The sequence below is a fragment of the Myroides gitamensis genome (assembly GCF_029894455.1).
In the GTDB taxonomy this organism is placed as follows: Bacteria; Bacteroidota; Bacteroidia; order Flavobacteriales; family Flavobacteriaceae; genus Flavobacterium; species Flavobacterium odoratum.
This window is the reverse complement of sequence record NZ_JARYHN010000001.1, coordinates 1,649,659-1,662,810: the sequence shown is the minus strand read 5'-3', so window position 1 is coordinate 1,662,810 and position 13,152 is coordinate 1,649,659. Positions and strand designations below refer to the sequence as shown.

The following is a 13,152-nucleotide window of genomic DNA, read 5'->3' as shown; positions in this document are numbered from 1 at the left end:
GCTACTCAAATCGCCAATTTATCTTTTTTACTTTAGAATACAAAGAATACCCCGCCGTTAATTTGAACGTTACTTCCAGGTCCTCCACTCAAGTTCTTTTTACCTAGAACTTCAAAGTTTAACCCAAAGCGATTGATGAATAAATCACGGTTGTATTGTCCAACGCTAAATAATCCAGTGTCTGATAACCAAATGTTTAAACCTCCACCGAAGTTGAACATCGCTTTGTCATCTTTGTTGAATTTGGTATAGCCTAATCCTGTTTCAATATAAGGATCAACAATTGGAATATTAAATAAACCTCCTAAGCTATAGATCATGGTTGCGTCTACTGCGAAAACGTTAAATTTATCATGCGCCACTTTACCGTTCACTAAATCTTCCGATTTGACTTCACTAGATAGTACACCTAGTTTAAAACTAACGTTTTTACCTGCGTAATATTCAACGGATAACTTAGGTAAAGAGGCCGCTTTTAATTCGTCAAAATTTGTGGGATCATCCCAATCAAAATTATTGTTCAGCATACTCATTTGAAGATTTACTTTCCACGGATAATTATAGTGCAAGCGTTCTTCGTAATTGTATTTAGGCTTAAATTGAGCCATTGCTGCAGTGGTAAAAGAAAGAAGTATAGTAAGGGTGAATAGGTTAAAGAATCTGTTGCTTCTTTTCATAGCGCTTTGTCTGTTTAAGTTTTTTGTTAAGGAAAAATTAATAAAAATCAAATATAAATAAAATAAGCAAGCTGTAACGCGAGATTAACATTTTAATTATTCTAATAAAACGTTCGCTAGTGCGTATTATTGTTGAATATATTGTGATTTTTTCCCTACTTTATTCGGACTGAAATCATTAGGGTCTATGCGGGTTTAGTTGTATTACTTAAAATCGCGTTGTCTTTTTGCTTCAAACAATAGAATAGAGGCTGCAACAGATACATTCATAGAATCAATGGTGCCACTCATAGGTATGATGATATTCTGTGTACTGCTTGCTCGCCAAGGTTCTGTTAAGCCAGTTGCTTCAGTTCCAACTACAAAAGCCGTTGGTGTGGTATAGTCTTGGGTATGATAGCTGCATGAGTTTTGCAAGGTTGCTGCATACGTGTGAATACCACGAGCTTTTAAAAAGGCAATGGCTTCTTCTGTTGTTGCTACGGCAATTTGGTTGGTAAATAAACAACCAACACTCGAGCGGATAATATTGGGATTGTATAAATCTGTTCGCGGGTTAGCGATGATTACAGCATCAATATTAGCTGCATCAGCAGTGCGTAGCATCGCGCCAATATTTCCTGGTTTTTCTGTCGCTTCTGCTACAAGAATAATTGGATTTTCGGGTAATTGCAATTGATCTAAAGCATGTGTTTTTGGCTGCGCTAAAGCCAATACGCCTTCCGTAGAATCGCGATACGCTAATTTTTGATAGACGTCTTTGGAAATTTCAATACACGTTGTCTGTGCTCCAATAAAAGGTTGCACTTGTTCAAAAGGCAAGATGTCTGGGCAAAACAACAAGGTGTTCAATTGATAGGCGCCTGCTTGAGCCAGTTTGAGCTCGCGTAAGCCTTCAATGATAAATAAACCTTCTTTTTTGCGCGCTCTTGCTTTATCCTGTAATTGAAGAATCGTCTTTATTAGGGGGTTTTGTGTGCTTTCTATTTTTTTTGTAATCATAGTTTAGAAACCTTTTGCCTTGATTTTGAGGTACATATTAATCGTTTCAATAGATAGATTTTGAGGAGTTGTCAGAATACTTTGTATTCCGTATTTCGTCAATTCATTGGCGATTAAACGCTTTTCAAAGTTAAATTTTTCTGCAATAATTTTGTCTATTATTTCATCTGTATTTTTAGCCTTCTTTTCCGTCAGGGCTTTAAGCTCTGTATTCTCAAAAAATATCACGACTACCAGATGGCTTTTCGCTAAGGCACGCAAATAAGGCAATTGGCGATGTAAACTTGACAGTGATTCGAAATTGGTGTAGAGTAACAATAAACTACGGTGCGTAATGGATTGTTTTACTGCACTATACAAATGACCAAAATCACTTTCGCTAAAATCAGTTTCCAAGTTGTATAAATTGGAAATGATTTTTTGTAAGTGCGTTCGCTTGTTGGAAGCGGCAACCCTATTTTCTACCTTTTTAGAAAAAGAAAGCATGCCGACGCGATCATTTTTTTTCAATACTACATTCGCAATAGCAAGCGTAGAGTTGATGGCGTAGTTGAGTAAACTCATTCCTTCAAAGGGCATTTGCATCAAACGTCCTTTATCAATAATCGCATAGACCGTTTCTGTATTTTCATCGAGAAACTGATTGACCATTAGATCGTTTTTCTTTGCTGTTGCTTTCCAGTTAATGGTGCGGATATCATCTCCAGAAACATACTCTTTAATCTGTTCAAATTCAGTGGTATTTCCGATTTTGCGCAGTTTTTTTAATCCAAAGGCATATTTATTCTGGGCAAAAGCGATCAAGTCATATTTCCTCATTTGAATAAAAGAAGGATAACATGGAAGCATCTGACCTGCTGAAAAAATATAGCGTTTGGATACCAATTGTAGGGGAGAACGCACGTATACGTTGAGTTTTCCAAAGTGATATTCCCCTCTAAATTTAGGAGATAAGGTATAGGTTAAGCGCTTGGTTTGTTCTGGTTGTAGTTCTTCCTCAAGGAGGAAGTCGCGTTCTTGAAATTGGAATGGAATCTCGTCAATGATTTCGCAATGAATAGCAAAAGAATAGTGATTCGATAATTGAATATCAATAGGATTGTCGTCTCCATTTGATAATTTTTCCGGTAAAAAACGTTGCGCAACTACTTTGTTTTTCCCTAGAAATAGAACAAAATAATCAGTAAAAAGAAGAATAAACCCCACGGCTACAAGTCCCCATGTTATGAAATACAAAACAGGGAATAGAAAAGCTAGGATAAACAGCACAAAGATGATACCGAATCCGTAGTAAACACGTGGAAGTAGAAAAAGATGTTTCATTATATGCTTCTTTTATCTTGGAATATCGATGGTTTCTACAATTTGTTGAATAATATCTTTGGCTGTAATTCCTTCCATTTCGCGTTCTGGTGCTACAATAACGCGGTGTGTCAATACAGGATAAGCTGCTTCTTTAATATCTTCTGGTGTAACGAAATCGCGATTATTTAAAGCGGCATAACCTTTTGCTGCATTTAAAATAGCGATAGAAGCACGAGGAGATGCCCCTAAATATAACATCGGATTTGTACGCGTTTGGTGTACAATTTTAGCAATGTATTCCATTACTTTTTCCTCCACAACAATTTGTTTAACCAACTGTTGAAAAGCGATTATTTCTTCTGGTGTTACTACCTTCTCAATTTGGGTTACTTTTTGTTGACCTAAAAAGGCGTGTTCTTTCACTAATATATTGATTTCTTCTTCTAAGCTTGGGTATTCCACATCAATTTTGAATAAGAAACGATCCAACTGTGCCTCTGGCAAACGGTAGGTTCCTTCTTGTTCAATTGGGTTTTGTGTTGCAATAACTAAGAAAGGCTGATCCATTTGAAACTGTAGGTTATCAATGGTAATTTGTCTTTCTTCCATTACTTCAAATAAAGCCGCTTGTGTTTTAGCCGGTGCGCGATTGATTTCGTCAATCAACACCAAATTGGCAAATATAGGTCCCTTCTTGAAGTCAAAGGCAGACGTTTGCATATTGAAAACAGAAGTTCCCAAAATATCAGAAGGCATTAAATCCGGAGTGAATTGAATACGACTATACGTAGTATCAATCGTTTGGGATAAAACCTTTGCAGTTAATGTTTTGGCTACACCAGGTACTCCCTCTAAAAGAATATGTCCATTAGCCAGTAATGCGACAAGCAAACGGTCAATCGTTTTGTGTTGACCAACGATAACCTTGCTTATTTCGCGCTTAATCGCTGTGACTTTTTCCGTCAATGGCCCTAAATCTAAACGCGATTCAAACGCTAGATTGTCCGGTTGTGGTGTGGTAGGTTCTGTTGTATGTTCCATAGTATTTTAGTCTAATATTTTTGTGGTTACTTGATGTAATCGAACCAGATCTTCTTGTGTTGCCAAAAAGTTAGTCTTTTTGAATTCATTGACTAGGTTGACAAAAGCAAGAATATCGGCTTTGTTTTTGTTGGTTTTCAATTGGTAATGATGCACAAATTTTTCATCTAATACCGCCGTATCAATATAGTACACGCGCCTGATTTTCTCTAAGGAGTAAATGATGCTTTTGTGCATTAAATCATTGTAATCTTTGGATTGAATATACAAATTCGAAACGGTTTTGGTAAATTCTATCGTTGTGTTTTTCACTGGTGGAATAATCGGAATAATACGTTGTCTTCGCTTGGCTGTAAATAAAGTAAAGACTAGTAATCCCAACAAGAAGAAATACCACGCCCATTTTAAGGCGACATTGCCAAAGATAAAATGCAGCAAAGAGCTGCTCTCTTCGGGTGTGTCGGGTGTGCCTAAGGACTTGACATAAAGATAATGGTTTTGATTCTCAGGTAAATATGAGAATACACTTTCAACATATAAGTGGTTGTTGCTTTCTAGTAAATAGAAATTGGTAAAAATAATAGGAGAGGTACCTAAAATTAATTGACCTTTTCCTTGTTTTATCCGTACTAAATCCACTTGTTTGCTTGCTCCATTGACTGTTTTATATCCTAAAACTTCAACATTGCTCTTTGTGCTGTCTAGGATTTGTAAATTGACATTATAGGAGTCATTTTTAATTCGAAATCTTTGCTTCGTTAGGTGTTCGTTCGTAAGTTCTAAAACAGTATTCGGTTCCGTGTCGTTTATGTCATTGTATGCTGTTTCTTCTTTAGAAAGTCCAAAGGCTTCTAAAAAGGCGATATTAGGGTTGGTATAGAGAACAAGTGCTGTATTTCCTGCTTCTATATACGCTTTGAGATAATCAGCCGTATATTGATCTAAATCAATCCCAGCGGAGCCAATTACAATTAATGTACTAGGGGAAAGCGTGTCATAGTCTTCATATTCTAAAAACTCGTAAATAGAAGAGTTAAAACGCGTCAAAGAATCGGTTTTTAGTAAGGCATCAATTTCTTGGTCAAGAATGTATAAACCATAGGGATTCTTGTCTCTATTGTTAAAGGATTCATTCCAATTAACCGGCTTCTGTTTTCCGCTTTCATAAATGAAAACAAAGGTGACTAAAACCAATAGGGCAATGCCAAACTTTTTTAAAGAGCTGTTCATCGTTACTTGGTTTTAAGTTTGGTATCGAAAGAGTTTTTCGCTTTGATGAAATCTTCCGACGTTAATTCATATTCTCCGTACCAGATGTTGTTATAGAGATAGGAGAGGTAAGTGAATTCATCTCTTTCACTTACTTCCTTTAATTCATAACTATAATCTGCATTGGTCTTTTCAGGGGCCCAAATGATTTTTCCTTGTTCTTGAAGGCGTTGTAATAGCCACAGATAGTATAGACGAATGGCTAAGCGATAATGCTGTTGTTCCAGGGCATCCGCAACTAAAAGCTCAAAATTTGTCGTTTTGAAGTCTTCGGTTGTAATATGCTCCAAGGCACTGATTTTTTTTCCTTTCTTTTTTATGATCCAATAGATATCTTTTTGGATAAACGCTTTCACCAAGTAATAGACTACAAGTCCAAAAATAAGAAAGCCTAGCACACGCAAAATAACCACGTAATAGTAATTGTTGAGTTCTGTTCCAACCTTTTGAACGAAGTTGCGGTAATACCACTCTCGAATCGCTTGTTTGATTCGCTTAAATAAACCTTCTTTTTTCTCTACTTTTACATAGGTGAATTCTTGTTTTCCCTTGTATTTATCTTTGTATTTCGTACTGAATTTCTTGTTGTATACTTCGCTGCCCTTATCTTGTAAAAGATAAAGCGAATCCGTTGCCACTACCTTTTTAGGTGTAGTGGCAGGTAAGATTACTGCTACTTCCGTTGGACATTCTTCACAGTCCTCTTCTTCTGTAGTTTGCGCTTGTATAGGGGCAATACAACAGAAAAGCAGTAAAATCGTTACAAGAAAAGTCGTCGAGTGTTTATTCATTGTTTGAACCAATACTGTCAATTTTACTTTTGGTAAAGAAATTTTCTTCTTTTTCTCTTTCACTATAGTAGATAATTCCCTGGTTGATAAACATAATGTTTTGCGCCAAGGTAGCCAATAAAATGTAGATAAAATATACCAGTACAATCCCCCAAGTAAGGACTGCACTAAACGATTGGTCTTCTAGGTTTAGTGTGTCAAAAAAAGCACCACCACCAAGAGTAAGTAACTGAATAATTAGTGATGGAATAAAGGTTATCAACGAGGTAATGATGTAAAACACGAAGGTATTACCAATAATGGACCAGTAGTTGTTGCGTACGTATTTGAAGGCATTACCATAAGCCGTGAAGAATCCTGTATTTTTAATTAGGTACTCATAGATTGCAAGCGTAAAAACAGAGTAAAAAGTAGGAACCATTAAGAGTAAGATCGGAATTCCAATTAACAAAAATACCAAAAGAACAGAAATGGAGAATAGAATCATGGCTAAAGGCATCATGATAAAGGTAGTTCCTAAAAAGAAGACGATAATTGCGCCTAATTTTCCTTTGATTTGTTTGCCAATTAGATTTTGATCTGCGGGTTGTGCTTCCGTAGCATCTCCTAAGTTTTTTAAGTAAAATACTGGATACGAATAACAGACGATTCCCATGATTACAGCCACAACGAATACACCGACAATAGCAAGGATACTTACTCCTAAATGGTCGTCAAAAACCGCTCTAAAAAAAGCTTCATCATTCAAGCCTGCTGGGCGTAATGCCGTTGTTGCAGAAGAAATGCCAATATCAGCCAGTAAATAGATGAATACAAGGGCTAAAAACAGGGGAATTCCGCACAGTTTTAAAAAGTGTTTGAAATAGTTTTTCCCTTCTAATCGAAAGAAGGTGAAGGTGTCACTGACAAGCGCGCTAAAGTCGCGTTTTTGAAATAATAAAAACATAGCAATTGTTTATATGTGGTTTAGTTTTTTTACTAATCGTTTAGGATAAAGGAAGAAATAGAAAAAGATAAGGCTAAACGTACTCAAGATGATGGCATAGTTGAGCACATCCGGCATTGTTTTCGCATAACGAGTTATATATCCTTCAATGAATCCTGCTAAAATGGTAAAAGGGATGGTGGCAATAAAGATGGTTAAAGCATCTTTGAATCCCAGTTTAAGTGAATTGACACGCGATAAGGTTTTAGGGAAGAGTAAACTTGCCCCTAAGACAAACCCGGCGAAAGCCTCAATGATCATAGCGGTTATTTCTATCGCTCCGTGTAACCAAATACCGCGTACACTCTCCATAAATGCATTTTCATTGACGAAGAGGTATTGGAAGGTTCCCAACATGATCCCGTTGTAAAAGAGAAAGAGCAAGGTACCCAATCCTGCACTTAATCCAAAGAGAAAGAAACGCAAACCAACGTAGAGGTTATTAGCAGTAATGCCTATAAAACTACCCCAATTACTTCCCGATTGATAAACCGCCATAGCATCATCGTTTTTAATATTGGTGATGGTGGAGTTGACATAGTAATCGCCGAGTACATTTCGCGTAAAACTAGGGTCGTAATGGGTTGAAATAACGCCAATTGCAACAAATACCACAAAGACAATTAAAGTGAAGTTTAATTTGCGTCGGTGTTTGTATACTGCTAAGGGAACATCGTATAAAAAGAAGCGTTTAATTCTATTTTCTTCAATTCGTTTTTGTTTTGTATATTTTTTGGTAAGTTTGTATCGCCAAACTGTTTAAATATTGTGTAATTTTACTATTGGGATAAAAAGTTTTGGCATATGCTAAATCGTTCATGATCTGCATATACATGGATGCAAGATAGTCTGGTTTTTGCGTTGGTAAGGAATAGAGGGCCTTTTCATAGGAAAGCCAGTGTTCTTTATTTTTTTTAATAAACGCGACTTCTCTCATGCTGTGATTGATTAAAAGTATATTTATGGCTAAATTAACAATAAATACAACACAAAACATAGAAATTGATTTTAAAGCGGCTTCGATAGGGGAGCGTATTTTGGCATTCATACTGGATATGATCTTTAAAATCCTCTATTTTATTGTATTCTATTATCTTGATACCATCTTTCATTTTTCGAACCTCTTTTCAAATGATGTTTGGTCGATCAATGCTTATTTTATCCTCATTAGTATTCCCGTTATCTTTTATACCGTTTTCTTTGAGATCTTAATGCAAGGATATACACCAGGGAAAAAAATACTAGGCATCAAAGTGATTAAGATTGACGGATATCAAGCAACGATTGTCGATTATTTTGTACGGTGGATATTTAGAGTCATCGACCTTTTTGTAGGGAATGGTATCGTTGCAGTAGTCAGTATTTTATGCACATCAAAAAGCCAACGGTTGGGCGATTTCTTTGCGGGAACCACGGTCATTAGTACAAAAACAAGGATGAGCTTATCCACTACGATTTTTCAAGAAGTGGAGCAGGAGTATAGTCCTTTACTCCCTCAGGTTATTCGCCTATCAGATGCGGATATTGGCGTAGTAAAAGAGATTTATTTGAGATTCATCCAAAGCAGAGATTATTCCTTAATCAAAGCATTGGCCAATAAGCTCGAGTCTGAATTGAGTATAGACAAGAGGCAATTGGAGTTAAGTAACCAACAATTTGTAGAATTAGTCCTAAAGGACTATAGTCATTTTACAGGTAAAGAGTAATATATTTTTTTAAATGTTTAGTTTTTTTGAGATTTTAGATTTGCTTGGAACATTGGCATTTGCAATTTCCGGAGCATTGGCGGGGCGTGAGCGTAAGCTAGATTTATTTGGTATGATTATCTTGGCATTTGCCACAGCAGTGGGTGGCGGTACCATACGGGATATGATGATTGGAATTACCCCTGTATTTTGGTTGACCGACTTAAGTTACTTTTATGTAACCTTTTTTGGTGTTTTCCTATCGTTGGTGTTTTATAAACGCTTTACGATTTTGCGCTATTCGCTATTTTTATTTGATACTATTGGTATCGCCGTATTTACTTTAATCGGTATCGCCAAAGGAATGTCCGTAGGATTGCATCCTGTATTTTGTATTGCTTTAGGTACAATTACAGCTTGTTTTGGAGGGGTGATTCGCGATATTTTAGCAAATCAAATTCCGATTATCTTCAAAAAGGAGATTTACGCTACCGCTTGTATATTTGGTGGATGTGTGTTTTATTTATTAGAACACTATAACGTCAATAAAGAAGTGATATATCTTACAACAGCAGGAAGTATTATTACCCTTCGTTTATTTGCTGTTCGCTATAAATGGAGTTTGCCTTTTGCACAAGAAGTAGGAAAGGAGTGATGTTTTTGTGAAGGCGTAAAGGCATAGACTTTGAGCTATTCAACTTTTACTTTTCACAACCCTCACCAAACAACAAAGAATAAAAAAAGATCTTCCTAGGAAGATCTTTTTTTATTCTTGTAATGTATTTTTCTCATGTGTTTCAAAATGATCAGGACTGAGGATGACAATCCCCTTCTGTAAAAGAAGGTTGTTGGGATAGGAAATCTGCTCTCCATCCTTTGTGATCAACAGAAGGTAAAAGGCTTTGATGTCTACAATTCTCCCTTCAGTAGGGAAGTCTTTATCCTGAATTCGGATAATATCTCCAATGCGAAAAGGAAAAGAGAAGAAAAGCAAGATACCCGCTGTGATGTTACTCAACAAAGACCACTGCGCAAACATAGCTACGCCAATTACTGTAAATACAGAGGTTAAGGTCAATAATACATTGTCTTTTTCAACGCCCCATATCGTAAATATAATAATGAATAATAGGACAAGTAACAGCAAGTTAAACAAGCGAATAACGACAGCTTCCCGGCCTTCTTTCATCTCGGATTTCTTGGAAAAAGAGTGAATGATGCTTGTTGTTATCTTTCTAGATATTAAAAAGATAAGGATAGCGATTACGGTAATTATAGCTTTAAATAAATATCCTTCAGGCATGTTTTATGCTTTAATAAACTGTATTAATTCTTCCATAAGTTCGGTGGTCGGTAATCCTACAATATTGGTATAGGATCCGTTAATGCGTTCAATGCCCACTAAGCCAATCCACTCTTGAATACCGTATGCCCCAGCTTTGTCATAGGGCTGATACTGATCAATGTAATATTCAATTTGCTCAAGACTTAATGCTTTGAAGTGCACGGCTGTAATAACGTGAAAAACATGCTCTTTTTGCGTTGTCTTCAAGCAGATAGAAGTAATTACTTCATGCATCTTGCCTGATAAGCGCTGTAGCATTGCAATTGCTTCTTGTCTATCTACGGGTTTTCCTAGGGATTGACCTTCACTCCAAACGGTAGTATCACTGGTGATTAGAATCTCCTTGTCATGCGTTAATGCGATGGCATCTGCTTTTAACTTAGCGATAAAATCGGTAATAGCTGCACCTTGTAGTTCAGGTGGATAATTTTCTTCTATATCTGATGCTCGAACCACAAAAGTTAACCCCAAATCGGTTAAAAATTGTTTGCGTCTGGGTGAGTTAGATCCCAGTACAAGGGCATAGTCATGTAGTATTTGATAGGGCATAAAGGATGGATTAATCGTATTTAGCATCAAAGTGTTGAAACCATTTGTGTTGGGTTTTCATCACTTGTTCAATTACTTCACGTACAGCACCTTCGCCGCCATTTTTATGAGAGATATAACGAGAGATACGCTTGATCTCAGGAGATGCGTCTTGAGGAGCCGTTGGAAGGGCTACTAGCTGCATTACGTGATAATCTGGAATATCATCCCCCATATATAAAATTTCTTCTGGTTGTAGGTTGTGATCTGCACAATACTTTTTGAAAATCTCCACTTTGTTGGAAACACCCAAGTAGATGTCTTTCACACCTAAATTGCTCAATCTTGTTTTTACACCTTCGTTACTTCCACCAGAGATGATACACACGCGATAGCCATTTTCTAAAGCAGCTTTGACAGCATAACCATCTTTGATGCTCATGATTCTCAATAAATCTCCATTGTTTGTAACGTGAACTTTTCCATCTGTTAGGACTCCATCTACATCAAATATGAATGTAGTGATATCGTTCATGATTTCTTTAAAGTGTTTAGACATTATCTATTTTGTATTGATTTTGTAATAAGTTGATAGATTTCTTTTTTGGTTGGATCCGTCAACATTTCTAAATGTTGATTGATGGTATTTTGATCCCCTCTCGATGCAGGCCCAGTTTGTGCCTCAAAGGGAGAGAGGTGCATAATTTTATTGGCTGTTTCTAAAATCAAGGGTTTAAGGATCTCAAAAGGGACTTGGTACTCTTTACAGATATCTTCTCCCATGGTAAACATGTGATTAGAGAAGTTGTTGACAAATACCGCAGCCAAGTGAATGGCTTTTCTTTGTTCCGATGAGATTTTATAAACGCGTTCTGAAAAGCTAACGGCTATTTTTTCTAGCAGTTGAAAATCTTCCTTGTGATTGGCTTCAATGCAAAAAGGAATAGAGGAGAAGTCCAATTCTTTGTCCTTCGAAAACGATTGTAACATATACATCACCCCTTTGCGTTCTTGCTGTATGGCAGACATCGGGATAGTCCCTGAGGTATGAACAACGAATTGATTGTGGGTTTGAATTTGCTTTGAAACTTCTTCAATGGAAATGTCACTGACGGCAATAATAAAAATATCCGCGGGCTTTAACGCTTTTATGTCATTGACAACCCTGTTTTCAGGTACTAAATCAGTAACTGAATTCGTATTTCTTGCGTATATTTGTTGTAATGTCAACTGATCACTTTCTAGGATGTTTCCTATCAGGTGGTGCGCAACTTTTCCCGAGCCTAAAATTGATATTGTAACCATAAGGTAAAGATAAAGATTTTAGCGGTAAAGCGGGGAGGAATTAAAAGAAATAATTGTATGAGTAAAGATATAGAACACCTTAAAGATATTCAATTGTTGGTCAATACGTTTTACGGTAGAGTACAACAAGATGATTTGATTGGCCCCATATTTAATGAGCGCTTAGCGGGTAAATGGGACTACCATTTAGAGAAAATGTATGCGTTTTGGCAGACTGTTTTGCTAGAAGAACATACGTATTCAGGAAGACCTTTTCCGCCACACGCAAAATTACCTGTTCACCAAGAGCATTTTGAACGTTGGAAGGAAATTTTTAACCGTACAGTAGATGAGCTATTTGAAGGTAAAATTGCCGATGAAGCCAAATGGCGTGCAGAACGCATGGCAGCAATGTTCTTGAGTAAGATTGAGTATTTTAGGGGGAATTAGTGGGTGGTTATGGATTAGGTTATGGTTGGTTGGTTATGGGGTATGGGTGAAAATTCAGTAGGGGCAAATGGCAATTTGCCAAATGGCTTGATAAAATAGAAAATAAAAAGGGATGAGTTTTATTAAAACTCATCCCTTTTTTATGATCCATTGGATTGTGGGGTTGCTTTTTGTGAGGTTTGTTCTTTGTGAGATTTGCTCTTTGTGAGATTTGCTCTTTGTGAGATTTGCTCTTTGTGAGGTTTGTTCTTTGTGAGGTTTGCTCTTTGTGAGGTTTGCTCTTTGTGAGGTTTGCTCACTTCTCACCGCCTTACCACCTCACCACATCCTCTCATCGCCTCACCCTTTTCCCTTCTCCAATCTTATTTTTTCTTTCCGTTGTTAAACTTAATGTTTCCAAGTGGATTTTTAGGTTTATCAGATTTAGCGAAAGGTTTTTTACCTGCAGTTCCTGCGGCTTTCGGTTTACTTCCAAAAGCTTTTGGTTCAGCTGGTCGGTCCGTTTTTACTTTCTTCACTATATTCTCTTTGTTCTTTTGTAAAACCTCCATTGGATTCTTCGGTTCCTCTTTTGTACCTCTAAGATAAATCACCAATCCGTTTAAGAAATTTCTCAAGATTTGATCGCCACATTCCATGTATTTTGGGTGGTCGACATTTCGAAAGAAGTTACCTAGTTCTCCTTTAGAAATTCTAAAATCAACTAGTTCAAGAATTTCTACTATTTGTTCGTCTCTTAATTGTAAAGCAACTCGCAGTTTCTTTAAAATATCGTTATTAGTCATGGGCG

At 36.7% G+C, this 13,152-nt stretch carries 15 protein-coding genes and 1 pseudogene; 3 read left to right on the top strand and 13 right to left on the bottom strand.

Annotation, left to right across the window (positions count from 1 at the left end):
* Window positions 1–32: 32 nt before the first annotated feature.
* From M2306_RS07295 to M2306_RS07260, 8 genes and pseudogenes are all read right to left on the bottom strand, one after another.
* Complete coding sequence (locus M2306_RS07295; RefSeq protein ID WP_115090092.1) at window positions 33–677, bottom strand: hypothetical protein; 645 nt, start codon at window positions 675–677, stop codon at window positions 33–35.
* A gap of 204 nt (window positions 678–881) precedes the next feature.
* A complete protein-coding gene (locus M2306_RS07290; RefSeq protein WP_259188391.1) occupies window positions 882–1,679 on the bottom strand; it encodes a TrmH family RNA methyltransferase in 798 nt (265 codons plus the stop codon).
* Window positions 1,680–1,682: 3 nt separating this feature from the next.
* Window positions 1,683–3,002 (bottom strand): DUF58 domain-containing protein, encoded by a 1,320-nt coding sequence (locus M2306_RS07285; protein WP_259188392.1) that lies wholly within the window; start codon window positions 3,000–3,002, stop codon window positions 1,683–1,685.
* Window positions 3,003–3,014: 12 nt separating this feature from the next.
* On the bottom strand, window positions 3,015–4,025 hold the full coding sequence (locus M2306_RS07280) for an AAA family ATPase (protein WP_115090095.1): 1,011 nt from the start codon (window positions 4,023–4,025) through the stop codon (window positions 3,015–3,017).
* 6 nt (window positions 4,026–4,031) lie between these two features.
* Window positions 4,032–5,255 carry a DUF4350 domain-containing protein gene (locus M2306_RS07275; RefSeq protein ID WP_259188394.1) on the bottom strand — a complete coding sequence of 408 codons (1,224 nt, stop codon included), beginning with the start codon at window positions 5,253–5,255 and terminating at the stop codon, window positions 4,032–4,034.
* Between the two features lie 2 nt (window positions 5,256–5,257).
* Entirely contained in the window at window positions 5,258–6,085 is an 828-nt protein-coding gene (locus tag M2306_RS07270) for a hypothetical protein (protein ID WP_259188395.1), read from the bottom strand.
* On the bottom strand, window positions 6,078–7,031 hold the full coding sequence (locus M2306_RS07265) for a hypothetical protein (protein ID WP_259188396.1): 954 nt from the start codon (window positions 7,029–7,031) through the stop codon (window positions 6,078–6,080). The genes M2306_RS07270 and M2306_RS07265 overlap by 8 nt, the downstream gene beginning before the upstream one ends.
* A 9-nt stretch (window positions 7,032–7,040) precedes the next feature.
* Window positions 7,041–8,007 (bottom strand): annotated as a pseudogene (locus M2306_RS07260) (stage II sporulation protein M).
* Between the two features lie 25 nt (window positions 8,008–8,032).
* On the opposite strand from M2306_RS07260, the gene M2306_RS07255 reads away from it, so the two are divergent.
* Window positions 8,033–8,776 carry an RDD family protein gene (locus tag M2306_RS07255; RefSeq protein WP_259188398.1) on the top strand — a complete coding sequence of 248 codons (744 nt, stop codon included), beginning with the start codon at window positions 8,033–8,035 and terminating at the stop codon, window positions 8,774–8,776.
* A gap of 13 nt (window positions 8,777–8,789) precedes the next feature.
* Complete coding sequence (locus M2306_RS07250) at window positions 8,790–9,410, top strand: trimeric intracellular cation channel family protein (protein ID WP_002991844.1); 621 nt, start codon at window positions 8,790–8,792, stop codon at window positions 9,408–9,410.
* Window positions 9,411–9,521: 111 nt separating this feature from the next.
* Here the strand turns inward: M2306_RS07250 and M2306_RS07245 are convergent, their stop codons facing one another.
* Genes M2306_RS07245 through M2306_RS07230 form a run of 4 tightly spaced genes read right to left on the bottom strand, consistent with a single transcriptional unit; the run spans window position 9,522 to window position 11,933 of the window.
* Window positions 9,522–10,058, bottom strand: coding sequence for a mechanosensitive ion channel family protein (locus M2306_RS07245; RefSeq protein WP_259188399.1), 537 nt, complete (start codon window positions 10,056–10,058; stop codon window positions 9,522–9,524).
* Between the two features lie 3 nt (window positions 10,059–10,061).
* Window positions 10,062–10,649 (bottom strand): Maf family nucleotide pyrophosphatase, encoded by a 588-nt coding sequence (locus M2306_RS07240; RefSeq protein ID WP_115090100.1) that lies wholly within the window; start codon window positions 10,647–10,649, stop codon window positions 10,062–10,064.
* A gap of 10 nt (window positions 10,650–10,659) precedes the next feature.
* Complete coding sequence (locus tag M2306_RS07235) at window positions 10,660–11,187, bottom strand: KdsC family phosphatase (RefSeq protein WP_002991850.1); 528 nt, start codon at window positions 11,185–11,187, stop codon at window positions 10,660–10,662.
* Window positions 11,187–11,933 carry a Rossmann-like and DUF2520 domain-containing protein gene (locus tag M2306_RS07230; RefSeq protein WP_259188400.1) on the bottom strand — a complete coding sequence of 249 codons (747 nt, stop codon included), beginning with the start codon at window positions 11,931–11,933 and terminating at the stop codon, window positions 11,187–11,189. Before M2306_RS07230 ends, M2306_RS07235 begins: the two co-directional genes overlap by 1 nt.
* A 57-nt stretch (window positions 11,934–11,990) precedes the next feature.
* On the opposite strand from M2306_RS07230, the gene M2306_RS07225 reads away from it, so the two are divergent.
* Window positions 11,991–12,362, top strand: a complete 372-nt coding sequence (locus M2306_RS07225; protein WP_002991853.1) for a group III truncated hemoglobin — start codon at window positions 11,991–11,993, stop codon at window positions 12,360–12,362.
* Window positions 12,363–12,724: 362 nt separating this feature from the next.
* Here M2306_RS07225 and M2306_RS07220 read toward each other — a convergent pair whose 3' ends face one another.
* Window positions 12,725–13,147, bottom strand: coding sequence for a DUF1456 family protein (locus M2306_RS07220; RefSeq protein WP_259188401.1), 423 nt, complete (start codon window positions 13,145–13,147; stop codon window positions 12,725–12,727).
* Between the last annotated feature and the right edge of the window lie 5 nt (window positions 13,148–13,152).

Coding starts and splice junctions, on each gene's coding strand:
- M2306_RS07295 (WP_115090092.1), bottom strand. CDS start 677: ATGAAAAGAAGCAACAGATTCTTTAACCTATTCACCCTTACTATACTT.
- M2306_RS07290 (WP_259188391.1), bottom strand. CDS start 1,679: ATGATTACAAAAAAAATAGAAAGCACACAAAACCCCCTAATAAAGACG.
- M2306_RS07285 (WP_259188392.1), bottom strand. CDS start 3,002: ATGAAACATCTTTTTCTACTTCCACGTGTTTACTACGGATTCGGTATC.
- M2306_RS07280 (WP_115090095.1), bottom strand. CDS start 4,025: ATGGAACATACAACAGAACCTACCACACCACAACCGGACAATCTAGCG.
- M2306_RS07275 (WP_259188394.1), bottom strand. CDS start 5,255: ATGAACAGCTCTTTAAAAAAGTTTGGCATTGCCCTATTGGTTTTAGTC.
- M2306_RS07270 (WP_259188395.1), bottom strand. CDS start 6,085: ATGAATAAACACTCGACGACTTTTCTTGTAACGATTTTACTGCTTTTC.
- M2306_RS07265 (WP_259188396.1), bottom strand. CDS start 7,031: ATGTTTTTATTATTTCAAAAACGCGACTTTAGCGCGCTTGTCAGTGAC.
- M2306_RS07255 (WP_259188398.1), top strand. CDS start 8,033: ATGGCTAAATTAACAATAAATACAACACAAAACATAGAAATTGATTTT.
- M2306_RS07250 (WP_002991844.1), top strand. CDS start 8,790: ATGTTTAGTTTTTTTGAGATTTTAGATTTGCTTGGAACATTGGCATTT.
- M2306_RS07245 (WP_259188399.1), bottom strand. CDS start 10,058: ATGCCTGAAGGATATTTATTTAAAGCTATAATTACCGTAATCGCTATC.
- M2306_RS07240 (WP_115090100.1), bottom strand. CDS start 10,649: ATGCCCTATCAAATACTACATGACTATGCCCTTGTACTGGGATCTAAC.
- M2306_RS07235 (WP_002991850.1), bottom strand. CDS start 11,187: ATGTCTAAACACTTTAAAGAAATCATGAACGATATCACTACATTCATA.
- M2306_RS07230 (WP_259188400.1), bottom strand. CDS start 11,933: ATGGTTACAATATCAATTTTAGGCTCGGGAAAAGTTGCGCACCACCTG.
- M2306_RS07225 (WP_002991853.1), top strand. CDS start 11,991: ATGAGTAAAGATATAGAACACCTTAAAGATATTCAATTGTTGGTCAAT.
- M2306_RS07220 (WP_259188401.1), bottom strand. CDS start 13,147: ATGACTAATAACGATATTTTAAAGAAACTGCGAGTTGCTTTACAATTA.